The organism is Actinokineospora alba, assembly GCF_004362515.1.
Classification (GTDB): Bacteria; Actinomycetota; Actinomycetes; order Mycobacteriales; family Pseudonocardiaceae; genus Actinokineospora; species Actinokineospora alba.
Map to the genome: position 1 here is coordinate 1,984,521 of NZ_SNXU01000001.1, position 21,949 is coordinate 2,006,469.

A 21,949-nucleotide genomic window follows, 5' to 3' on the forward strand; every position below is an offset into this window, starting at 1 on the left:
CTCGTCATGGCTGAGCTCAAGAACCGGTTGCAGGCGGACCTGACCGCCGCGATGAAGGGCCGCGAGAAGACCCGAACGGCCTCCCTGCGGATGGCCCTCGCCGCGATCACCACCGAGGAGGTCGCGGGCGACTCGGCCAGGGAACTCACCGACGAAGAGGTCCTGAAGGTCCTGGCCCGCGAACTGAAGAAGCGCAAGGAAGCCGCGGAGGCCTTCGCGGGCGCCGGCCGCGCGGAGTCGGCCCAGGCCGAACTCGACGAGGCGGAGGTACTCGCCGCCTACCTCCCCAAGCAACTCGACGACGCCGAACTCGCCGGGCTGGTGTCCGACGCTGTGGCTGAAGTCACAGAGCAGCTGGGCTCGGCGCCCGGCCCGAAGCAGATGGGCCAGGTCATGAAGGCTGCCAACGCCAAGGTCGCCGGCCGCGCCGATGGCGGCCGGGTGGCCGCCGCGGTGAAGGCCAAGCTCACAGGCTGAGCGGGCGAACCGAACGACTCTGGGCCGCTATCCCTCGCTGGGATAGCGGCCCAGAGTGTTTCCGGCGGCCGTGTGACCAGCCCGGGCTGGTCGGGTCGGCTGGTTGGGCTCGGCAGGTTGGGCAGGTGGTAGGTCAGTGGATCAGTAAGGGCAGCGGGCCGGTTGCGCTGGCAGGACAAGCGGCGGACTTACGAGGCTGGTTAGGCGGCGATCGGTTCGGGCGGACCGAGCGGGCTGCCTAGGCGGGCGATCGGTTCGGCCGGTTACCGGCGGGACGGTCTGTGATCAGGCGCGTGGGGTGGCCGGGGTGGGCCGATCGAGTTGGGCTGGGTGGGCGATGGGTTCGGTCGGGTCGACCGGCTGGGCGGTCTGTGTGCAGGCGCGGGGGCTGGTTGGGGTGGGTCGGCTGGGTGGGCGGACGGCTCGGTCGGTCGACCGGCTGGACGGCCTGTGATCCGGCGCGTGTGCCGGGCCGACCGGGGCGACCGGGCCGACCGGGGCGACCGGGGCGACCGGGCCGACCGGGCTGGCTGGGCGGATGGTTCGGTCGGGTGGACCGGCTGGTGTTCGGTGGGGCAGGCGCGTGGGGTGGCCGGGTTGGCTGGGGCGGGCCATTCGGTTTGGTCGGGTCGACCGGCTGGACGGTCGGTGGATCAGGTGCACGGGGTGGCAGGGGTAGGTCGGCCGGGGTGACGGGGCTGGCCATCGATTCGGTCGGCGCCTGCCAGCCGGGTCGCCCAGCCGGGTGGGCTGGCAGGCCCGTGGAGTTGTGGCGTGGGGGATTGCGGTCGCCGCAGGTGGGTGGTTCTTCGCTGGTGCGGGCGTGCCTCACGAGGTTGGAAATGACGCTGGGCCGCTATCCCCGACAGGGATAGCGGCCCAGCGTTGTCATGGATCAACCGGTCCGATGGTGATCGGTGGCCCGTTGCCCCCGCCATTGCCTGGTGGCCCGGTTCCGGGGCCGCCTGGTGGTGGCGGTAGGCCTGGGCCGCTGCCCGGTGGGGTCTCCGACGGCGGGGGCGGGGCGTCCGAGGTCTTGGGTGGTGGGACGTAGCCCGAGCTCACGAAGATGGTGATCATCTCGCCCGCAAGGGCGGCCCCGCGGGGTGACTGGCCGACGACGGTGCCCTTCTTGGCGGCGTCGTTGCGGGTCTTCGCGGTCACCTGGTAGCCCGCGTTCTGCAGGATGCCCGTCGCCTCTTCCTGGGTCTTGCCGATGACGTCGGGGACCTTGATCTCCGGGCCGCCATCGAGGTACCGCTGGTCCGCTGGGGGCAGACCGAGAGCGGGTTGCCCCTCCAGGACCTTCGACATCGTGTTGAACCAGGTGCGGGCGGGAACCCGGCCGCCGTAGATGTTGCCGCCGCCGCCGCACAGCCGCGGGGGGTCGCCGTCGCAGATGCCCTGTGGGCGGGGGCTGTCGTTGAAGGTCAGCACAGCCGCCGCGAGCTGCGGGGTGGCGCCGACGAAGCCCGCCGACTTGTGGTCCTGGGTGGTGCCGGTCTTGCCGATCATCGGCCGGTTCCAGCCGACCTGACCCGCGGCGGTGCGGGCGGTGCCGCTGCCCTCGTGGTCCTTGCCGAGCCCGTGCGCGAGCGTGTTGGCCAGCGGCTCCGCCACGGCCTGCTCACACGGCTGCTCGTTGATCTCGATCTTCTTGCCGTCCCGGTCGAGCACCTCGACCAGCGGCGTCGGCGGACACCAGACGCCGCCGCTCATGATGGTGGCGCCGACGTTGGCCAGCTCCAGGGTGCTCAGCGGGCCCGGGCCCAGGGTGAACGAACCCTCACCGGGGCTGTTGGGCTTCGGCTTGAAGAAGTCGGACTGGCTCAGCTTGACCTCGGCCCGCTTGCCGTTCGGGTCCGGGTCGACGCCGGCCAGGCTGGCCTGCATGGTGTCGCGCAGGCCGAGCCTGCTCGCCATGTCGACGACCGGGCCCATCCCGACGCGCTCCTCGAGGATGACGAACCCGGTGTTCGGCGACGTGGCCAGGGCGTCCTGCAAGGTCATCTTGGACGGGTAGTTCGGGCCCGCGTTCTCCACGCAGTACCAGCGGGTGTTCGGCTGCCCGGTCGCCGGACAGCTCTTGCCGCCACCGCGGAAGACGCCGGAGACGTGCTTGAACGGCACATCGATCAGGTTCATGATGCCGCCGCCCTTCTCCAGGTAGGCCGCGGCGGTGAAGATCTTGTAGATGGACCCGGCGCCGAACTTGTTGGCGATCCGGCTCGGCAGACCGTAGGTCGTCTGGCCTTTCGCCTGGTCCAGGCCGTAGTCACGGTTGGCGACCAGGGCGATGACCTGATGGCGTTCCTTGCCGGGCCGCACCATCGCCATCGTGTTCGCGATACCCGGCTGCGTCTTCGGGACCTGGGCCTCCGCCGCCGCCTTCGCCAGCTGGGTGGCGCGGGCGTCGAAGCTGGTCTTGATCGTGTAGCCGCCGGTCTGGATCTGGTCCTGGGTGAAGCCGAGCTTCTGCAGGTACTCGTAGACGTACTGGCAGTAGAAGCCGTACTCCGGTCCGGCGCCGACGCAGTTCGCGGCGGGCTTCTTCGGGGCGGGGAGGATCCCCAGGGCTTCCTTCTTCGCGGCCTCGGCGGCGTCGGGGGAGAGCTTCTCGTTCTCGACCATCTTGTCGATCACGACGTTGCGCCGGGCGAGCGTCTCCGTCGGCTTGCGCCACGGGTTGTAGAGGACCGGGTTGTTCACCGCGCCGGCGAGCAGGGCGGCCTGGGCGACCGAGAGCTTGTCCGGCGTGGTGCCGAAGTAGGCGCTCGACGCGGCGCCGATGCCGTAGACCTCGTAGGCGAACTCGACCACGTTGAGGTAGCCGGTGAGGATGTCTTCCTTGCTCATCTTCTGCTCGAGCTGGATCGCGATCCGCGCCTCGCGCAGCTTGCGCGCGATGGTCTGCTCCTGGGCCTTGGACTGCTCGGTCTTGTTGCCCCGGTTGACCACGTTGATCAGGTAGTTCTTCACGTACTGCTGGGTCAGCGTGGACGCGCCCTGCACGTCGCCGCCGGTTTGGTTCGACACGGCGGCGCGGATGGTGCCCTTCCAGTCGACACCGTTGTGTTGGTAGAACCGGCGGTCCTCGATCGAGACCAGCGCCGCCTTCATGGTCGGCGAGATCTGATCCGGGGTGACCGGGATCCGGTACTGGTCGAACAGGGACGCGATCGGCGCCCCCGCGCTGTCGGTGATCGTGGTGATCAGCGGTGGGTCGGTCGCGACAAGGTCGGCCGACACACTGTCGATCGTGTCACTGGCTCGGTTCGACACCACCCCGAGTGCCCCCATGACAGGGAACAGCATCCCGGCCACGAGCACACCGGCGAGCAGGCAGAGACCGAGAAGTTTCAGCAGGCTGTCTCCCAAACGCACATGGGTCAGCGTACGCGCCTGGCGGTCGGCTCACCGTGAGACGACGCGCGCCTGTGGATAACTCGCGGGGGCGCGGGATTCTCTCACCTCGGGAGGTTGCGAGTTCATCAAATTAGGTAACGCACGTCTCCCCGATGTTTTCGATGGAACCGATACCTACTAAGGTTCGTCAACGTCTCACGACAGGCAGAACAGCCCACGGGCTGGGACGCAACCGGTACCGGGGGGTATTCGGTTCAGGGTCGCGACGACGACAGGGGTGGGGGCTATGCATCTCGAAACCAAGGTCGACTGGCGAGTTCGCGCGACGTGCCGTGACGAGGATCCGGACGGTCTGTTCGTCCGCGGCGCCGAGCAGCGCAAGGCCAAACTGGTGTGTATCGCGTGTCCGGTGCGGACCGAGTGCCTCGCGGAGGCGCTGGACAACCGCATCGAATTCGGCGTGTGGGGCGGCATGACCGAGCGGGAACGCCGGGCGCTGCTACGCCGTCGGCCGGACGTGCTGTCCTGGCGCGACCTGCTGGACAACGCGCGGCGGAGTCACTCCTTCGACGACGAGGAAGAAGACGTCCGCGTCGGCTGATCTCCGGCCAGGCTCGTCCCGATCCGGCGCAGGCCATCCAGGTCGTGCACGTCGGCGGGCATCGCGGGCACGTGGACCAGCGCGACCGCCGGGTGTGCCTTGGTGAAGCGGGAGATCAGTCGACGCTCCCGCTGCGCCAGCGCCACCCGGTCGGCGTGCAGCCGCAGCACGGCCGCGGCCAGAGGGGCCTCACCGGCCGACTCCAGGCTGTCGGCCGCGGCGATCGCCTTCGGCGCGGACAGCGCGGTGAGCACCGGGTGGGTCCGGTTGACGACCAGCCCGGCCAGCGGCATCGACTCGGCGGCCAGCCGCTCGACGAAGTAGCTGGCCTCGCGCAGCGCGTCCGGTTCGGGCGCGGCGACCACGACGAACGCCGTGCCCTCCGACCGCAGCAGCTCGTAGGTCTTCTGCGCGCGCTCGCGGAAGCCGCCGAACATGCCGTCGAACGCCTGCACGAACGCGGACGCGTCGGCCAGCAGCTGACCGCCCACGATCGTGGACACAGCCTTCGCGAACAGGCCGAACCCGGCGCTGACGACCTTGCGCAGACCCCAGCCGCCCGCCCGGGCGGGCCCGGTCAGCAGCTTGATCATGCGCCCGTCGAGCGCGGTCGACAGCCGCTGCGGCGCGTCGAGGAAGTCCAGCGCGGACCGCGACGGCGGGGTGTCGACGATGATCAGGTCCCACTGCGCCTCGCCGGCGAGCTGGCCGAGCTTCTCCATCGCCATGTACTCCTGCGTGCCGGAGAACGACGTGGAGATCGTCTTGTAGAACGGGTTCTTGAGGACTTCCTGCGCCCGCTTCTCGCCCGCGTGCGCCAGCACCATGTCGTCGAACGTCCGGCGCATGTCGAGCATCATGGCGCTCAGTTCGCCCGCGGGCTCGAAGCCGTCGACGGACACCGACTTCGGGGTGTTGCCCAGTTCCTTGAGGCCCAGCGCCTGGGCCAGCCTTCGCGCGGGGTCGATCGTCAGCACCACGGCCTTGCGGCCGCGCTCGGCCGCGCGCACGGCGATCGCGGCGGCGGTCGTCGTCTTGCCGACGCCTCCGGAGCCGCAGCAGACGATGACGTGGGTCGCGGGGTCGTCGATCAGCGCGTCGACGTCGAGGCCGCTCATCGGACGCCTTGGTCGACGAGGGCCTCGGCCAGCTCGTACAGCGCGGCCGTGTCGACACCGTCGACGAGTTCTGGCAGCTCGACGGCGAGCAGGTCGACCTCCGCGAGTTGAGCGCGCGCGCTCTGTTCGGCCTGGACCCTGATGGCGTGTTCCACGGTTTCCTCGACCAACCCGTCGATGTCCTCGGCGGAGAGCTTCAGCCCCGCCGACATGAGCCCGTTGCGCACCCTGGTCGCGTCGACCCGGCCGTCGGCGGCGGCGGTGACCGAGCGGGCGGGCAGCCGCGGCGGCCGGACCCGGTTGACCATGATCGCGCCGGGGCGCAGGTCGGCGTCGTCGAGTTCCTCGACGGCCTCGACGGTCTCCCGCACCGGCATCTCCTCCAGCAGGGTGACCAGGTGGATGGCGGTGTCGCCGGAGTGCAGCAGCCGGATCACGCCGTCGCTCTGCCCCTTGATCGGGCCGACCTTCGCCAAGTCGGCCATGGCCTTGGTGACGTCGAGGAACTTCACGATCCGGCCGGTCGGCGGCGCGTCGAGCACGACCGCGTCATAGACGTGCCTGCCGTGGTCGTCGGTGCGTGTCACGCACTCCTTGATCTTGCCGGTGAGCAGCACGTCGCGCAGGCCCGGCGCCAGGGTGGTGGCGAACTCGATCGCGCCCATACGGCTGAGCGTGCGGCCCGCGAAACCCAGGTTGTAGAACATCCCCAGGTATTCGAGCAGCGCCGCCTCGACGTCGATGTGCAGCGCCTTGACTTCCCCGCCCGCCGCGGTCAGGGCGACCCGCTCCTCGGAGTACGGCAGTGGCTGGGTGTCGAAGAGCTGGGCGATGCCCTGCCTGCCCTCGACCTCGACCAGCAGCACCCGCTTGCCCGCCGACGCGATGGCCAGCGCGAGCGCCGCGGCGAGGGTGGTCTTGCCGGTGCCGCCCTTGCCCGTGACCACGTGCAGTCGGGCGCGGGCGACTTCCTCTGTCCAGCCGACGACGGGTGTAGTCACGCCATTCAGCGTAATTGCCCGCCGGGCGCACCCGCCCGACCGGTCAGCCGACGAGCAGCATCGCGCAGCCCGCGATCCCGACGACGATCACGACGCCCCAGGCCACGGGCGGCGCGAGCACCGTCAGCGTCAGCACACAGAGCAACGCCAGGACAGTGACGCAGATCGCGCCCGCGATCGCGACGCTTCCCGCGGAGCCGGTGCGTTCGCGCACCTTGGCCATCGTGACCAGCAACAAGACGATTCCGCCCGCGCCGAGCAGGGCGGTCGCGAGCACACGCCAGGTCTCCACTTCGCAACCGTACCCATCAACTGTATGAAGCTGTTCTAGGCTGCCGCCCATGACGAAGTGGGAGTACGCCACGGTGCCACTGTTGATCCACGCGACCAAGCAGATCCTCGACCAGTGGGGCGAGGACGGCTGGGAGCTGGTGAGCGTCGTCCCCGGGCCGACCGGTGAGCAGATGGTCGCCTACCTCAAGCGTCCCAAGGGGGCCTGATGAGCGTGCGCGACCGACTCGCCGAACTGGGGATCGAACTGCCCAAGGTGCCCGCGCCCGCGGGGTCCTACCTCCCGGCCGTGCGCACGGGCTCGCTGGTCTACACCTCGGGCCAGGTGCCGATCGTCGACGGTGAGGTCGTGGCCACCGGCAAGGTGGGCGCCGACATCAGCCCTGAGTTCGGCGCCGAACTCGCCCGGATCTGCGCGCTCAACGCGCTGGCCGCGATCGACGGCTTCATCGGGCTCGACGCGGTGACGAGGGTCGTCAAGGTCGTCGGGTTCGTCGCCTCCGCCGAGGGCTTCACCGGCCAGCCCGGTGTGATCAACGGCGCGTCCGACGTGCTGGCGGAGATCTTCGGTGACGCCGGGCGGCACGCGCGTTCGGCCGTCGGGGTCGCCGAGCTGCCGCTGGGCGTGCCGGTCGAGGTCGAGCTGATCGTCGAGGTCGCGTGAGCGCGGCGGCCGAGTGCCACGAGCTGCTGCTGCGGCTCGCAGGCCGACTCGGCGACCGGGAACTCTGGCGGCTGCGCGACTGGCTGGCCAGCGACTCGCTCGACGCGGTCGCGCGCGCTCTGCCGCTGACCCTGCTGCGGGAACGGGTCGCGATCACACCGGCCGAGTTCACGCTGATCAACAGCGCGCTGCTGCCGTCCGGCGCGGACGGCGAACGGCTCAATGCGGTCTCGTGGGTAGACGAAGTCGACGATGTCGACTACACCTTCTCTGCGGAGTCGCCCGAATGGGTGAGCATGGGCGACTCGGTCGCGGTCGTCCTCATGGCGATGCTGCGCGGTCGGCCCGACGTGGTCGAGGCGCGGTCGGCGTGGCGGCGCGACCGGGCCGGGGGCGGTGCGGCGACCAGGGTCGTCCTGGTCATCACCACCGGTGACGCGGCCCGGCTCACCGGGGAACTGCAGCGGGTGCTGCGGGCCCTCGGGACCTACGAACCGGCCGTCGAGGTCCTGCCGGACGACCTCGAGATGCCCGCGTACCACGAGGCCGCCTACGCGGCCTCGGAACCGCTGGTGGCCAAGGGGCACTTAGTCCCGAGCTAGCCCGACTACGTGGAGGGGTCCATCGTGACGAAGGTCGCCGCTGGTGCCGGATGGGCGGGAGTGACACTCCCGGTCCGCGTCCATGATCTTTTGTTGTCCCTCGCGGGCAGGCTCGACGACGACGCCTTGGCCGACGCCCGCGAACTGCTCGCCTCCACCGAAGTCGACCGGGCGCTGGAGCTGATCGTCGGCTCGCTGGCGGCGGGTCCGATCCCGGTCACCCGGGTCGAGCGCGATGAGCTGACCGAGCTGATGGTGGCGGCGCACTGCGACCCGGCGGTGGTCGAGCGGATCGAGCTGATCGAGACCGCGGTCAGCACGACCCACAAGTTCTCCGCGGGCAAGATCGGCGGCGTCGGCGCCGACCAGGGGGTCGCCGAGGCGACGATCCAGGTCCTCGACGTCCTCCCCGACATCCGCGCGGTGTGGGCGGTCTGGCGGCTGACGCCCGCGGGCGCCGCGTCCGGCCCGGTGCCGCACCGGATCGTGCTGATCCGGATCGGCCCGACCGGCTCCGGCCCGGCCACCGCGTACCGCGTCGAGCACGCGCTGCGCCGCGCGGGGCTGACCGCGTCGGTCGAGGTTCTGCGCGACAGCACGGAATCCAGCGACTACCACCACTCGGCGATGCGCTACGCGACGTCGGTTCCGCTGGAGCGCACGTCGTCCAAGCCGCCGGTCACGAAGGCGTGGAAAGAGCGGGCCACCGCCGACACCAAGCCAGTTGCCACGCCGGAGCCCTGGATTCCCCAGGCGAGCGACGGCGAGGCCGACGACGACCAGGAACTGACCCTGCTGCGCGAACTGCAGGAGGAACTCGCCCGGCGCGAGGGCGGCGACAAGCCAGGCTGGAAGTCGAGCGAGTCCTACGACTGGCAGGAAGCCAACCGGTCGACCCTGGTCAACGGTGTTCCGTTGCAGCAGAAGGAAAAGAGCTAGAGCTTCTTGGTCACCGCGGCGAGCAGCCGCTGAATCATGAGTCCCCTGTGGACGTTCAGCGGATGCTCGGCGCGGCGGTCGCGGACCATGCCGGTGAAGTCGTCGAGCAGCGCGGCGTAGGCGTCCTGGGCGCTGCTCGCGCGGCCGCCCAGCTCGCGGTATCCGCCGTCGCCGTAAACCGACACGTCGGTGACCGTGGGGTCGACCGGCATGAACATCGACAGGGTCGACGTGCTGGTCGCGCCGCTTTCGTGGCCCAGGACGACGGTCCAGAGGTCGGCCGCGCCATGGTGGGCGGCGACGACCTCGACGACGGGCCCGAGGGCGGCGTCGAGCAGGTCGAAGACGTGCGGGCCGACGTCGATGAGCGCGCCCCCGGCGTGCCGCCAGGCCGACCCCGAGTACCTGCCGCCCAGCAGCGCCCCGGACAGCCACCGCGCGTTGCCGCCCGCCCAGGTCTGCCCTTGGACGTCATCGAGCCACTGGATGGTCTCCGGGGCGAACCGGCGGATGAAGACGACCATCGACGCCACGCCCGCCTTCTCGACGGCGTCGACGAGGCGTTCCGCGGTCTCGACGGAGTCGGCGATCGGCTTCTCGAGGATGACGTGCTTGCCCGCGTTCGCTGCCTTGATCGCCATCTCGGCCTGGATGGCGGGCGGGACGGCGAAAGCCACTGCGTCCACAGTGGACAGCAGTTCGTCGAAGTCCGCGACGACCGGGGCGCCCAGGTCGGCCGCCGCCTCCGGTCGCCGCGCCCACACCGCCGCCAACTCGGTGCTTGGGTGCGCGGCGATGCCCGGAGCGTGCACCGCCGTCGCCCATGGCCCGGCCCCGACCAACCCGACTCGCAAAACGCTGTCGCCCATGCCGCCATCTTGCCGGAGTGGTCTATACCGCGCGAAGGTGGTCGTGGCGGTAGGCCGCAGGTCTCAGCTGCGGCCTGCCGCTACCTGCTCAATATCCGAAGATGTTGTTCGACCTGGGGGAGCCCGCCTCGAACCGGGTTTCCACGTCCTCGTAGCTCTGCCAGCTCTCGGTGTCGTCCGGGTCGAGCACGTGCAGCCACGTGCCTTCCGCCGTCCCGTCGGTCTTGGCGCCGGCGATGACGATGCGGTGCCACGGCGCGCCGGGGACGATGATGCCCTTGGGGCCGTTGTCGAGCAGCTGCAGCCAGCCCTCGGGGGTGTAGCAGGCGGGGGCCACCAGGAACATGTCGAGCTGCGCGAGCGCCGTGTCGACCTCGGACACCGTCGCGCCGTCCCTGGGCAGACCGACGTGGTCGCACAGGGTGTGGTCGTCGAAGTTCGAGCCGTCGCGGTAGTTGACGATCATCGCCAGGCACGCGGCCCAGCAGGTTTCCTGGCTCTGTTGGGCGATGTAGGTGACCGCGTGGTCGACCTCGCCCGGCTCCCAGCCGGTGGTGGTTCCGTCACCGGTCGGCTCGGTGCCTTCCGGGTCCGGCTCGCCGGGTGGGAGGGACACGTGGTCACGCAGCCCGCCCCAGGTCTGTCGGCCGACGATGCCGTCGACCTGCATGTTCATCGCGGTCTGGTAACTACGGACGGCGGCCTCGAGGGCCTCGTCGAACACCCCGGTGTCGTCGCCGTCCCAGTAGCCCTCGTTGCGGAGGAGCTGTTGAAGGTAGGTCACCCAGTCCGACTCGGTTGACCCCGTGCGCAGAAGGATTTCGCCAGCCATGTGTCCAGGGTCGGGCAGGTCGGCGCCGGTGGTAATGCCCTTCCGGGCAGTCATCGGTTCGGCCGTGCGGACACGCGTGGAGGTGTGGGTGTGGGGTGTCGGGTGTGGCTGGGCGGGTCCGGTGTGGCCGGGTGGGTCTGGTGTGGGGTGTCGGGTGTGGCTGGGCGGGTCCGGTGTGGCCGGGTGGGTCTGGTGTGGGGTGTCGGGTGTGGCTGGGCGGGTCCGGTGTGGCCGGGTGGGTCTGGTGTGGGGTGTCGGGTGTGGCTGGGCGGGTCCGGTGTGGCCGGGTGGGTCTGGTGTGGGGTGTCGGGTGTGGCTGGGCGGGTCCGGTGTGGCCGGGTGGGTCTGGTGTGGGGTGTCGGGTGTGGCTGGGCGGGTCCGGTGTGGCCGGGTGGGTCTGGTGTGGGGTGTCGGGTGTGGCTGGGCGGGTCCGGTGTGGCCGGGTGGGTCTGGTGTGGGGTGTCGGGTGTGGCTGGGCGGGTCCGGTGTGGCCGGGTGGGTCTGGTGTGGGGTGTCGGGTGTGGCTGGGCGGGTCCGGTGTGGCCGGGTGGGTCTGGTGTGGGGTGTCGGGTGTGGCTGGGCGGGTCCGGTGTGGCCGGGTGGGTCTGGTGTGGGGTGTCGGGTGTGGCTGGGCGGGTCCGGTGTGGCCGGGTGGGTCTGGTGTGGGGTGTCGGGTGTGGCTGGGCGGGTCCGGTGTGGCCGGGTGGGTCTGGTGTGGGGTGTCGGGTGTGGCTGGGCGGGTCCGGTGTGGCCGGGTGGGTCTGGCGTGGGGTGTCGGGTGTGGCTGGGCGGGTCCGGTGTGGCCGGGTGGGTCTGGCGTGGGGTGTCGGGTGTGGCCGGGCGGATCTGGCTGGCGGGTCCGGTGGCGGGCGTGGCCGTGGGCACCGCGTGGAGTCGCCCGGCGCGTGGCCGGTGGCACAGTCCGGCGCGGCGCTGACCGCGTAGGGTCGGGGCGTGCGTGAGCTGCCCAAGGAACTGGTGCTGCCGGAGGGGTTCGTCCCCGCCGAGCCGCCCGACCCGCCGGTCGTCCCGAAGGACGCCGCGACCGTGATCCTGGTCCGCGACGGCGAGCCCGGCCTGGAGGCCTTCCTGCTGCGTCGCGTGGTCGGGATGGCCTTCGCCGGCGGCATGACGGTGTTCCCCGGCGGCGGCGTCGACCCACGCGACGCGGACGCCTCCGTCGCCTGGCACGGGCCGGACCCGGCGTGGTGGGCCGAGCGATTCGGGTGCTCGCCGTCGATGGCGCGCGCCCTCGTCTGCGCCGCGGTGCGGGAGACGTTCGAGGAGTCCGGTGTCCTGCTGGCAGGCCCGGACGCGGGCAGCGTCGTCTCCGACGCGCGCCCCTTCCACGACGCCCGGCAGCACCTGGTCGACCGCAAGTACTCCTTCGCCCAGTTCCTCGCCGACAACAACCTCGTCCTGCGCGCCGACCTGCTGCGCCCCTGGGCGAACTGGGTCACCCCCGTCGAGGAGCCCCGCCGCTACGACACCCGCTTCTTCCTCGCCGCCATGCCGGTGGGCCAGCACGCCGACGGCGACACCACCGAGGCCGAGGACGTCGCCTGGCAGCTCCCGTCGGAGGCCCTGCGCGACTGGGCGGAAGGCCGCCGTGGCCTGCTCCCGCCCACCTGGGTGACCCTCGCCGACCTCGACGAACACGCGACGGTCGCCTCCGCGATGGCCGCCGAACGTGCCGTCGACAAGATCATCCCCAAGGTCGTCCGTGACGGCACCCAGGTCCGCGTGGTGCTACCAGGAGACCCGGCGTACGGGGTCGCCGAATGAGCCACCCCGCCTACGGCGTCGTTCGACAGGTCATGCCCTTCGCCTCGGTACTGCTGGAAGACAACCCCAGCGCGATGACCCTCGACGGGACGAACACCTGGCTACTCCGCGCCCCCGGCGCAGAGGGTTGCGTGGTGGTCGACCCGGGTTACGAGGACGAGCCACACCTGACCCGCGTGTTGGAGGCAGCGGGCAGGATCGAGGCCATCCTCATCACCCACCACCACGCCGACCACGTCCAGGGCGCCTCGTGGCTGGCCCGCCACGCGGACGCACCCGTGCGGGCGTTCGACCGTGAATTGTGTCTTGGCGAAGGTCCTCTCGTCGACGGCGAAGAACTGGCGTTGGCGGGACTGGGCCTGGAAGTCATCCACACCCCTGGCCACACGGCCGACTCGATCTGCCTCGCCATTGACCACAATGGACAGTCGGCGATGCTGACCGGCGACACCGTGCTGGGGCGCGGCACGACCGTCATCGCACCACCGGACGGCGACCTCGGCCAGTACCTGGACTCCTTGCGGCTCCTCAAGAACCGGCGGGGTGTGGTGCTACCAGGGCACGGACCGGACCTGCCCGACCTGGCGGCCATCGCGGGCGAGTACCTGGCACATCGGGAAGTGCGCCTGGACCAGATCCGGGCGGCCTTGCGAACTCTGGGACCAGCGGCAACTCCTCGACAGGTAGTGGAAATCGTTTACGCGGACGTCGATCAGTCCTTGTGGCCTGCGGCGGAGTGGTCTGTCCAGGCACAGTTGGAATACCTGCGCCGCACGGATTCAGCCTGATCGACGGGGATTCCCGTTGCTAGATAAGCGTTTTGGTGCCTGTTTGGGTGGTTCGCCTTGATTTGGGGCCCCTCCAAATGGGGCTGTGCGGGTCAAAAGGCGGGGCAAGTGAAACCCACCCGCACCGCGAGTTTAGCCCCATTTGCCCCAAATCAAGGCGAACCACCCAAACAGGCCGTCGGGTTCGGCTCCTTGCGGTTCGGGGTGGTCGCCCGAGTCGCGGAGACAGACCGATGGGTTCGGCCCGTTGCGATCCAGGGTGATCGGGATGGCGGTCACCACCCAGGTAGGCCGTTCGGCACTGCCCCTTGCGATCCGGCGTGGCTGGGGATGGCGGCTCCGACCAAACAGGCGCCAACCTGCTTATCCTGCAAGGAAATCGCCGACCTCCGGCTGCAGGTCGAGATTGCCTGGCGGGAAGAGCGGGAAGAGCGGGAAGAGCAGGGATCAGCCGGTCTTCGGCGGAAGCATCGGCATGATGATGTACCGCAGCTCCACCTCCCCACCCTCCACAGCCGTCACGACCGTCGCCCGCATCCCGGGCTGGATCGCCAACTGGATCCGCTTGCCTGCGAACGGGCGTAAGGCGTCGATCAGGTAGCGGGCCTGGTAGGACGGGCTGGTTCGGCCGCCGTCGACGGTGGCTTTGACGGATTCCTCCGCTTCGCCGGTTTGGCGGTCCGCGGTGCGCAAGCGCACCTCGCTGTCGCCGACTTCGAGGGAGATCACGCCGCGGGCGTCGGTGTAGAGGGCGACTCGGCGGGTGGCGCCGGCGAGTGCGTCGGCGTCGGCTTCGACGTTGGTGTCGAAGTCGGACAGGGCGAGCTTGGACTCCGACAGGTAGGTGCCGTCCAGCACCGCCGTGGTCACGACCATGTCTTCCCAGGCCAGCGACAGCCGGTTGGCGTCGAAGCCGATCGACACCTCGCCCACCACCTGCTTGCCGATCTCCGCCAGCAGGGTGGCCGGGATGAGGGCGTCGATCGTCGACGGGCCCGGGTTCCACGGGATCGTGGCGATGGCCATTCGGTATCGGTCCGTGGCCCTCAGCACCAGCTTGTCGCCCTCCGACCGCACCCGGACGCCGGTGAAGATCGGCAGCGCCTCGTCGCGGGCGGCTGTGGTGGCGACCGTGGACAGGGCCGAGGCGAACACCGCCGCCGACACCGAGCCGCTCGGGGCGGGCGGCTCGGCGACGCCGGGGTGCAGGTCCACGTCGAGCAGCGGCAGGGCGAAGCGGGCGCCCTCCGCGCGGATGGCGAGGCGGGCGCCCTCGACGACCAGCCGGACCTGCTGTTGGTCCAGCGCCCGCAGCGTCTCCGCCAGCGGTTTGGCCGGGACCAGCACCTGCCCCTCGGTGTGCACCAGCGCGTCGCAACTGATGCGGGCGGTTCGTTCGCGGTCGTTGGCGGCGAGCACCACACCCCGGGCGTCGGCGGTGAGCAGTAAGCCGCCGAGCACCGGGTCGATCAGCTTGCCCGGCACCAGCCGGACGACGTCGGCGGCGGCCGCGGCGAGCTTCGCTGTGGTGATCGTCAAGTCCATGAAGCGACCGTAGCTCGATCCACCGACAGGCGCGAAAAGTTGTCCACAGGTGGTCAGACGAGCGCGGGTTCCTTGGCCTTGACCTGCGCGTTCACGTCCACGACGGTGCCCCGTCGGGCGTAGACGACGGCGGCGAAAAGCAGGCCGACGACGCTGGCGCCCAAGTACGACGACGCCACGCTGACGTGTTCGACGAGGTACCCGCTCACCGACTGCCCGAGCGCCAGGCCGAGGGTCACCGCGGTGATCACCCAGCCGAACGCCTCCGTGACCGTGCCCTTCGGCGCGACCAGTTCGAGCGCCGCCGAGTGGGCGGTGGCCTGCGGCGTGACGAGCATGCCCGCCACCAGCAGCGCCGCGCCGAGCCACACCAGGGTTGTCGGTATCGCGAGGAAGGCCACGAGCACCGCGAACCCGCCGAGGAGCACCGGCAGCCGCAGCGACATCGCCCGCGGCCATGGGCGGATTCCGTAGAGCACGCCGAAGATGACCGAGCTGATCGACCACAGTCCGAGCAGGAACCCACCGGCCGGCGGGTTGCCCGCGGTCGTGGCGGCGGCCGGGACCGCGACCTCGATGAAGCCGATGGTCGCGCCGAAGCCCATCGCGGCCAGGGCCACGGTGCGCATGCCCGGGGAGGCCAGGGCGCCGAGCATGCCGTGGTCGCCGCGGTCGGCCCGGTTCGGCCGGAAGTGGCGCACGGTCGGCATCAGCGCGAACGACGTGCCGCCGACGATCATGCAGGCGGCACCCGCGACCACGCCGGTCCCCGCCCATGGAGCCGCGAGCAGCACGCCGGCCAGGGCCGGGCCGAGGATGAAGAAGACCTCCATGCTGATCGCCTCATAGGCGAACGCCGCGTTTCGGGCGGGGCCCGCGGGCAGCAGCCGGGTCCAGTTCGCCCGGGACGCCGAACCGATCATCGGCTCGGTGGCGCCGACGGCGAAACCGAGGATGACCAGCAGGAACGTGGGGGCGTGCGCCTCGACCGCCAGGATGGCCACGGTGGTGAACACCGCGAACACGGCCGCTGCGACCAGCAGCGGGCGCGAGGGGCCGACCCGGTCCATGATCCGGCCCTGGGTCACCGACCCGACGGCCACACCGATCAGCGAACCCGCCGAGACAAGGCCCGCGATGGCGAACGACCCGGTGGAGCGCTGGACATAGAGCAGCAGCGAAAGGCCCATCATCGCGATCGGCAACCTGCCGACCAGGGCCGACAGCACCGGACCGCGCGCTCCTGGGGTCGTCAGGGCCGTGCGGTAGTCGGCGAAACCGGCGGAGTGGGACATGCGTACCAGTATGCCCCACTCTGGTACGGCCGTACCAGTAAATATTGGGTGGTTTGAGACACCAGGTTTGGTGGTAGGTCTCGTTTGAATAACGGTAAAGGGTGTTCCGTGCGAACTCGCGCAACGAAACCCGGCGATCGGAGTCCTTGAGGGTGATACCCCTTGAGCTCAGCGCCAGAGATTTGCGATGGTTTGTGTGTAGGGCGTTACACCCAACTGGCGGAGCGCGATACGCCAACTGAATACCACGATTTCCCTCCGGCACACGGGTTCGGGGCCTAGCCCGGAGGGCGGGGAGCGTGGACCGTCGGGGGATGGTTCGCGCACTTGCGAGAGGTCGGTGCGCCGCGTCGGGGGCGGCGCCCGACCTCTCGCCTCTTTATTCGTCTGTCAGCGAGCCCGGCGGGCGAGCCGCTCGGGGTCGAGAATCAGCACGCTCTTGCCTTCGAGCCGCAGCCAGCCGCGGTGGGCGAAGTCGGCGAGCGCCTTGTTGACGGTTTCGCGGGAGGCGCCGACGTACTGGGCGATCTCCTCCTGCGTCAGGTCGTGCGTGACGCGCAGCAGCCCGGCTTCCTGGCTGCCGAAACGCTGTGCGAGCTGCAGCAACGCCTTGGCGACGCGGCCGGGCACATCCGTGAAGATGAGGTCGGCCAGCATGCCGTTGGTCCGCCGCAGCCGTCGGGCGATCACTCGGAGCAGCTGCTCGGCGATCTCCGGTCGGGTGCCGATCCACTGGCGAAGCGCCGGTCGGTCCATCGTCACCGCGCGTACTTCGGTGACTGTGGTCGCCGTCGACGTGCGCGGGCCCGGGTCGAAAATCGACAGCTCGCCGAACATGTCGGACGGTCCGAAGATCCCGAGCAGGTTCTCGCGGCCGTCCGGAGACTTCCGCCCGAGCTTCACCTTGCCGGACTGGATGATGTACAGCCGGTCGCCGGGCTCGCCTTCGGCGAAGATCACGTGTCCCCGGGGGAACTCCACGGCTTCGAGCGTCTGTGCGAGCGCTTCCGCCGCGGCCGGCTCGACCCCTTGGAAGATGCCCGCACGGGCCAGGGTCTCATCCACCTCGGTCCTCCTGTATCCACCTCGGCCGCCGCATCGATGCGACGCCGATCACGCTTACAGTGTAGGGCGTTCGCCAGGTTTGCCCTGACGGCTCGCCGACAGCGCGGGTCGCGCGTTCGGCGGGCAAATGATCGCCCAGTTGGATGACCCTAGCGCCTATGCCCCGCCCTTGCGACCGCGCAGCTTCGCGGCGCGCCCACCGACCCTACGCAGCCGGAACAGCTCCAGCGCGCGGCCGATGCCGTGGCCATAGAGCGCACGGACCTCGTCGGGCCGGGCGGACTCCAGGAACTCCTCGACATCGGTCTCTTGGACCGCGACATGGCGAAGACGGGTTTCCACGCGTTCCATGAACAGCGCGAAAAACATGATCACCAGGGGCACTACGAACACGAACCAGACTGCCATGGTGTCGTCGATCCTCGTCTGTCGTTGAAGATTCTCGATGGTCTGATGCGTAGACGTCTGGGGCACATTTCGGGTTGTCCGACGGCCCGTAGGCTAACGAGGTGCCTCCGACCACCCGACGCCCGCCCCGTGCTGCCGCCGCCGCGGAGGCGGAAACCAGTCTCTCGTTGACCCGCCGCGCCCGCCGGATGACCCGCGCCCTGGCCGAGGGCTACCCCGACGCGCACTGTGAGCTGGACTTCACCACCCCGCTGGAGCTGGCGGTGGCGACGATCCTGTCCGCCCAGTGCACCGACGTGCGGGTCAACCTGACCACCCCCGCCCTCTTCGCGAAGTACCGCACGGCCGCCGATTACGCCGGCGCCGACCGCGCTGAGCTGGAGGAGATGATCCGGCCGACCGGTTTCTACCGGAACAAGGCGAACTCGCTGATGGGTCTCGGCGCCGCCCTCGTCGAGGACTTCGGCGGCGAGGTGCCCGGCAGGCTCGACGACCTGGTGAAGCTGCCCGGCATCGGCCGCAAGACCGCCAACGTGATCCTCGGGAACGCCTTCGACGTGCCCGGCATCACGGTGGACACCCACTTCGGCAGGCTGGTGCGCCGCTGGAAGTGGACCGAGGAGGAAGACCCGGTCAAGGTCGAGCACGCGATCGGCGCGCTGGTCCCGCGCAAAGACTGGACCATGCTGTCGCACTGGGTGATCTTCCACGGCCGCCGGGTCTGCCACGCCCGCAAGCCCGCGTGCGGCGCCTGCCTGCTGTTCCGCGACTGTCCGTCCTACGGCGAGGGCCCGACGGAGCCGGAGCAGGCGGCGAAACTCGTGAAGGGCGTGGAGGCCGAGCACCTGATCGCCCTGGCCGAGCGCACCCGCGACGGCTACCGGCCCGGGAAGCCGAGCGAGTGAAGTCGCGCTGGGCGCTGGTCGCGGTGATCCTCCTGGTCGCGGGGGTCGTCGCCCTCTGGCCGCGCGGTGACGCCCCGAAGCCTCTCCCGCCGGGTCCGGATCTGACATCGGCGCGGGCCGAGGCCGCGCTCATGCCCTGCGCGACCGCCGTGGGCGGGCCGGAATCGGTGCGCGGGATCACAGCGGAATGCCTGGCCGACGGCTCCAGGGTCGAGGTCGCCGGGGTGCTCGCGGGCCGTCCGGTGCTGCTCAACGTCTGGGCGACGTGGTGTCAGCCGTGCCGGGAGGAACTTCCGGTCCTCGCCGAGTACGCGGCGGGCACGGACGCCATCGCCGTTGTCGGCCTCGCGATAAAGAGCCCTACCGGCGACGCTCTAGGTCTCCTGCGAGACCTCGACGTCACGTTCCCCAACCTGCTGGACACAGACGGCTCGGTCGAACGCGGCCTGAAAATCCCCGCCGCGCTGCCCGCGAGCTACCTGATCTCCGCGGACGGGACCGTGACGTTCATCTCCGACCCGCGGCTGCTGCGGTCGGTCGACGACGTGCGCGGCGCCGTCACCCGCTACCTCGGAGGCGCCCGATGACCCACGGACCGCTGGTCGACCCGGCCGAACTGCCGGACTGGCTCGCCCCGCTCGTCGCCGCCACCGCCGACCTCGACCCGGACATGTGGCGGCGGTTCTCGCCGCCGGACGCGACCGCCCGCGACGCCGCCGTGCTGATCCTGCTGGGCGAGGACCCCGAGCGGGGCCCTGACGTGCTCTTACAGCTGCGCGCGACCGGCGACGACAAGCACTCCGGCCAGGTCGCCTTCCCCGGCGGCAAGACCGAGCCCGAGGACGACGGCCCGGTGGCCACCGCGCTGCGCGAGGCCATCGAGGAGACCGGCGTGGACCCGTCCGGGGTGCGGCCGGTCGCGCTGCTGCCGTCGCTGCACATCCCGGTGTCGCGTTTCCATGTGACGCCGGTGATCGGGTACTGGGAGAAGCCGAGCCGGGTGTGGGCCGTCGACCCGGCGGAGACGCAGGCCGTGGCCAGGGTGCCGATCTCACACCTGGCCGATCCGGCCAACCGGTTCATGGTGAAGCACCCGTCGGGGTATGTCGGGCCGGGTTTCGCGGTGCCGGACATGCTGGTGTGGGGTTTCACCGCGGGCCTGCTCACGCTGCTGCTCGCGGTGGGCGGCTGGGAACAGCCATGGGATGCCGCGGACGTCCGTGACCTTGACGTAGCGTGGCGCTCCACCGGTAACCGAGGCGCGGAGGTCTGAGGCTTGAACTGGGTGGACGTGCTGGTCGTCGCACTCGCCGTGCTCGCGGCGATCTCGGGCGCCCGCCAAGGGGTGATCACCGCGTTGCCCGCGTTCATCGGGGTGCTCCTCGGCGCGATCGCGGGCATCAAGCTCGCGCCGCTCGTGGTCTCCCGGATCGATTCGACGCCGACCAGGGTCGCGTTCGCGGTGGCGATCTTCGTGCTGCTCGTCGCGCTCGGCGAGACCTTCGGCGTGTGGATCGGCCGCACCATCCGGCAGAAGTTCTCCTCACCCCGGCTCGCGGGTGTCGACAGCGCGCTCGGGGCGGTGGTCCAGGGGGCCGTCGTGTTCGTGGTGTCGTGGCTGATCGCACTGCCGCTGACGACCGTCGGAGGGCTTCCGGGGCTGTCCTCGGCGATCAAGGACTCGGCCGTGCTCGGCGGGGTCAACGAGGTCATGCCGCACGCCGCGCGCGGGCTGCCCAACGAGCTGCGGCTGCTGCTCGACGTGTCAGGGTTCCCGGCCGCGGTCGACCCGTTCAACCGGACGCCGAACAAGGAAGTCGAGCCGCCGGATCCCGCGTTGCAGGCCAGCGCCGTCGTCCAGCGGGTCCGACAGAGCGTTCTAAAGATCAACGCGAAGGCGCCGTCGTGCGAGCGGGCGCTGGAGGGCAGCGGGTTCGTCATCGCGCGCGAGCGGGTCATGACGAACGCGCACGTTGTCGCGGGCACCGACGAGGTCAGCGTGGAGTCGGGCGAGTCGCAGCTGCGGGCACGGGTCGTGCACTACGACCCGGCGACCGACGTGGCGATCCTCGCCGTGCCCGGGCTGACCGCGCCGCCGCTGCCGTTCGCCCCTGGTGACGCGAAGAGCGGGCAGGACGCGATCGTGCTCGGTTACCCGCTCGACGGTCCGTACACCGCTTCGCCCGCGCGCGTGCGTGACCGGATTCCGCTTCGCGGACCGGACATCTACGACTCGGCGACGGTCAACCGCGACGTGTTCACCCTGCGCGCGAAGGTGCTCAGCGGAAACTCCGGCGGCCCGCTCGTCGACACGAATGGCCAGGTCGTCGGCGTGATCTTCGGCGCGGCTGTGGACAACTCCGAGACCGGATTCGCGCTGACCGCCGCCGAGGTTCGCGAGGAGGTCGGCCGCGCCCCGGGGCTGACCGAGCGAGTGGGAACGAGCCGCTGCGCGTCCTAGCCGCGTAGGAACGTCGTCAGTAGGCGGTTGGTGGCGGCGGGGGCTTCCTCGTGCGGGAAGTGGCCGATGCCGGGCAGGACGTGCTTCTCGGCGCGCGCGCCCAGCCAGCGGGTGGAGGCGTCGCGGGTCCGGGACAGCACGCAGGGGTCTTCGGCGCCGTAGAGCTGCAGGACCGGGTGTTCGATCTTGCGCTGCATGGCCTCGGCGTAGCGCCTGCCCTCGCTGCGCAGCTGCGACCGCATCGCCCACCGGTAGTACTCCAGTGAGCAGTGCGCGGCGCCGGGGACGAGCATGGCCCGCTGGTACTGGTCGACAGCGGCGGAGAAGTCGCGGTGGCCGGTCCACATCGGACCCGACCAGGTCTTCATGAGCGTTTCCACGGTGGCCGCGTTGTCGCGGGTCAGCCAGCGTTCCGGCGCCATCGGGATCTGCGCGCGGAACACGTGTCCCACCGCGCGGGCCTGGTTGTGCCGCTGCCCACGCAGCGCGGTGCGGCGGATTTCGGTGCGCAGGGCCAGCGGATGCGGCGCCGACAGCGTGGCGACCGAGTGCACCACGCGGGGGTGCAGGGCGGCGACGGTCCAGCCGACCATGCCGCCCCAGCCGTGCCCGACCAGATGCGCGCGGCTTTCACCCAGGGATTTGACCAAGCCCGCGATGTCGCCCGCGAGCGTCCACGCGTCGTATCCGCGCGGGGGTTTATCGGAATCGCCATAGCCGCGCAGGTCGACCGCGACAGCCCGGTAGCCCGCGTCGCCGAGGGCGGTCAGCTGGTGGCGCCAGGTCCACCAGAACTGGGCGAACCCGTGCAGGAGCAGGACCAGCGGGCCTTCACCGGTCTCGGCGACGTGCAGCCGGATGCCGTTCGCGTGGATGTCGCGGTGCGACCACGGTCCGTCGACTCGGACTATCGAGGGGTCCGGCCGGGATCGCACGG

23 protein-coding genes are annotated in these 21,949 nt (G+C 70.5%); 12 read left to right on the top strand and 11 right to left on the bottom strand.

The window, feature by feature from the left end; translation table 11 throughout:
- Positions 1–6 precede the first annotated feature (6 nt).
- Entirely contained in the window at positions 7–477 is a 471-nt protein-coding gene (locus tag C8E96_RS09545; RefSeq protein WP_091380134.1) for a GatB/YqeY domain-containing protein, read from the top strand.
- An 888-nt stretch (positions 478–1,365) separates the two neighbouring features.
- On the opposite strand, the gene C8E96_RS09550 is transcribed toward C8E96_RS09545, so the two are convergent.
- Positions 1,366–3,861, bottom strand: a complete 2,496-nt coding sequence (locus C8E96_RS09550; protein ID WP_166657934.1) for a penicillin-binding protein — start codon at positions 3,859–3,861, stop codon at positions 1,366–1,368.
- Positions 3,862–4,129: 268 nt separating this feature from the next.
- On the opposite strand from C8E96_RS09550, the gene C8E96_RS09555 reads away from it, so the two are divergent.
- A complete protein-coding gene (locus tag C8E96_RS09555; RefSeq protein ID WP_091380130.1) occupies positions 4,130–4,444 on the top strand; it encodes a WhiB family transcriptional regulator in 315 nt (104 codons plus the stop codon).
- On the opposite strand, the gene C8E96_RS09560 is transcribed toward C8E96_RS09555, so the two are convergent.
- From C8E96_RS09560 to C8E96_RS09570, 3 genes are read right to left on the bottom strand one after another with little or no spacing between them, the layout of a single operon-like run.
- On the bottom strand, positions 4,402–5,562 hold the full coding sequence (locus tag C8E96_RS09560) for an ArsA family ATPase (RefSeq protein ID WP_091380127.1): 1,161 nt from the start codon (positions 5,560–5,562) through the stop codon (positions 4,402–4,404). The genes C8E96_RS09555 and C8E96_RS09560 overlap by 43 nt on opposite strands.
- A complete protein-coding gene (locus C8E96_RS09565) occupies positions 5,559–6,563 on the bottom strand; it encodes an ArsA-related P-loop ATPase (RefSeq protein ID WP_091380124.1) in 1,005 nt (334 codons plus the stop codon). Before C8E96_RS09565 ends, C8E96_RS09560 begins: the two co-directional genes overlap by 4 nt.
- Before the next feature lie 43 nt (positions 6,564–6,606).
- The gene (locus C8E96_RS09570; protein ID WP_091380121.1) at positions 6,607–6,855 is read right to left on the bottom strand and encodes a hypothetical protein; all 249 of its coding nucleotides are present in this window, start codon (positions 6,853–6,855) and stop codon (positions 6,607–6,609) included.
- A 49-nt stretch (positions 6,856–6,904) separates the two neighbouring features.
- Here C8E96_RS09570 and C8E96_RS09575 point away from each other — a divergent pair, with 49 nt between their 5' ends.
- The 4 genes from C8E96_RS09575 to C8E96_RS09590 are packed head-to-tail and all read left to right on the top strand — an operon-like array spanning position 6,905 to position 9,059.
- Entirely contained in the window at positions 6,905–7,063 is a 159-nt protein-coding gene (locus tag C8E96_RS09575; protein WP_091380118.1) for a DUF4177 domain-containing protein, read from the top strand.
- Positions 7,063–7,518: a RidA family protein gene (locus C8E96_RS09580; RefSeq protein WP_091380115.1), complete on the top strand. Its 456-nt coding sequence runs from the start codon at positions 7,063–7,065 to the stop codon at positions 7,516–7,518. The genes C8E96_RS09575 and C8E96_RS09580 overlap by 1 nt, the downstream gene beginning before the upstream one ends.
- Positions 7,515–8,120 carry a hypothetical protein gene (locus C8E96_RS09585; RefSeq protein WP_091380113.1) on the top strand — a complete coding sequence of 202 codons (606 nt, stop codon included), beginning with the start codon at positions 7,515–7,517 and terminating at the stop codon, positions 8,118–8,120. Before C8E96_RS09580 ends, C8E96_RS09585 begins: the two co-directional genes overlap by 4 nt.
- A 24-nt stretch (positions 8,121–8,144) precedes the next feature.
- Positions 8,145–9,059 (top strand): hypothetical protein, encoded by a 915-nt coding sequence (locus C8E96_RS09590; protein ID WP_133794301.1) that lies wholly within the window; start codon positions 8,145–8,147, stop codon positions 9,057–9,059.
- On the opposite strand, the gene C8E96_RS09595 is transcribed toward C8E96_RS09590, so the two are convergent.
- Both C8E96_RS09595 and C8E96_RS09600 read right to left on the bottom strand, forming a co-directional pair.
- Positions 9,056–9,928 (bottom strand): Gfo/Idh/MocA family protein, encoded by an 873-nt coding sequence (locus tag C8E96_RS09595; protein ID WP_091380108.1) that lies wholly within the window; start codon positions 9,926–9,928, stop codon positions 9,056–9,058. The genes C8E96_RS09590 and C8E96_RS09595 overlap by 4 nt on opposite strands.
- 88 nt (positions 9,929–10,016) lie before the next feature.
- A complete protein-coding gene (locus C8E96_RS09600; protein WP_166657935.1) occupies positions 10,017–10,760 on the bottom strand; it encodes a peptidoglycan-binding protein in 744 nt (247 codons plus the stop codon).
- Between the two features lie 963 nt (positions 10,761–11,723).
- On the opposite strand from C8E96_RS09600, the gene C8E96_RS09605 reads away from it, so the two are divergent.
- Complete coding sequence (locus C8E96_RS09605; RefSeq protein ID WP_228770113.1) at positions 11,724–12,545, top strand: NUDIX hydrolase; 822 nt, start codon at positions 11,724–11,726, stop codon at positions 12,543–12,545.
- On the top strand, positions 12,542–13,333 hold the full coding sequence (locus tag C8E96_RS09610; RefSeq protein WP_091380099.1) for an MBL fold metallo-hydrolase: 792 nt from the start codon (positions 12,542–12,544) through the stop codon (positions 13,331–13,333). The genes C8E96_RS09605 and C8E96_RS09610 overlap by 4 nt, the downstream gene beginning before the upstream one ends.
- Positions 13,334–13,780: 447 nt before the next feature.
- On the opposite strand, the gene dnaN is transcribed toward C8E96_RS09610, so the two are convergent.
- From dnaN to C8E96_RS09630, 4 genes are all read right to left on the bottom strand, one after another.
- A complete protein-coding gene (gene dnaN, locus C8E96_RS09615; protein WP_091380095.1) occupies positions 13,781–14,878 on the bottom strand; it encodes a DNA polymerase III subunit beta in 1,098 nt (365 codons plus the stop codon).
- A gap of 53 nt (positions 14,879–14,931) precedes the next feature.
- Positions 14,932–16,173 (bottom strand): MFS transporter, encoded by a 1,242-nt coding sequence (locus tag C8E96_RS09620; protein WP_091380093.1) that lies wholly within the window; start codon positions 16,171–16,173, stop codon positions 14,932–14,934.
- Between the two features lie 390 nt (positions 16,174–16,563).
- Positions 16,564–17,238 carry a Crp/Fnr family transcriptional regulator gene (locus C8E96_RS09625; RefSeq protein ID WP_091380091.1) on the bottom strand — a complete coding sequence of 225 codons (675 nt, stop codon included), beginning with the start codon at positions 17,236–17,238 and terminating at the stop codon, positions 16,564–16,566.
- A gap of 156 nt (positions 17,239–17,394) precedes the next feature.
- A complete protein-coding gene (locus C8E96_RS09630; RefSeq protein ID WP_091380583.1) occupies positions 17,395–17,646 on the bottom strand; it encodes a hypothetical protein in 252 nt (83 codons plus the stop codon).
- Between the two features lie 188 nt (positions 17,647–17,834).
- On the opposite strand from C8E96_RS09630, the gene nth reads away from it, so the two are divergent.
- From nth to C8E96_RS09650, 4 genes are read left to right on the top strand one after another with little or no spacing between them, the layout of a single operon-like run.
- Complete coding sequence (nth, locus tag C8E96_RS09635; protein ID WP_194957349.1) at positions 17,835–18,551, top strand: endonuclease III; 717 nt, start codon at positions 17,835–17,837, stop codon at positions 18,549–18,551.
- A complete protein-coding gene (locus C8E96_RS09640; protein WP_091380083.1) occupies positions 18,548–19,138 on the top strand; it encodes a TlpA disulfide reductase family protein in 591 nt (196 codons plus the stop codon). The genes nth and C8E96_RS09640 overlap by 4 nt, the downstream gene beginning before the upstream one ends.
- The gene (locus C8E96_RS09645; RefSeq protein WP_091380080.1) at positions 19,135–19,824 is read left to right on the top strand and encodes an NUDIX hydrolase; all 690 of its coding nucleotides are present in this window, start codon (positions 19,135–19,137) and stop codon (positions 19,822–19,824) included. The genes C8E96_RS09640 and C8E96_RS09645 overlap by 4 nt, the downstream gene beginning before the upstream one ends.
- A gap of 3 nt (positions 19,825–19,827) precedes the next feature.
- Positions 19,828–21,012 carry a MarP family serine protease gene (locus C8E96_RS09650; protein ID WP_091380077.1) on the top strand — a complete coding sequence of 395 codons (1,185 nt, stop codon included), beginning with the start codon at positions 19,828–19,830 and terminating at the stop codon, positions 21,010–21,012.
- On the opposite strand, the gene C8E96_RS09655 is transcribed toward C8E96_RS09650, so the two are convergent.
- A complete protein-coding gene (locus C8E96_RS09655; protein WP_091380074.1) occupies positions 21,009–21,947 on the bottom strand; it encodes an alpha/beta fold hydrolase in 939 nt (312 codons plus the stop codon). The two genes, C8E96_RS09650 and C8E96_RS09655, sit on opposite strands and share 4 nt — an antisense overlap.
- Positions 21,948–21,949: the final 2 nt, after the last annotated feature.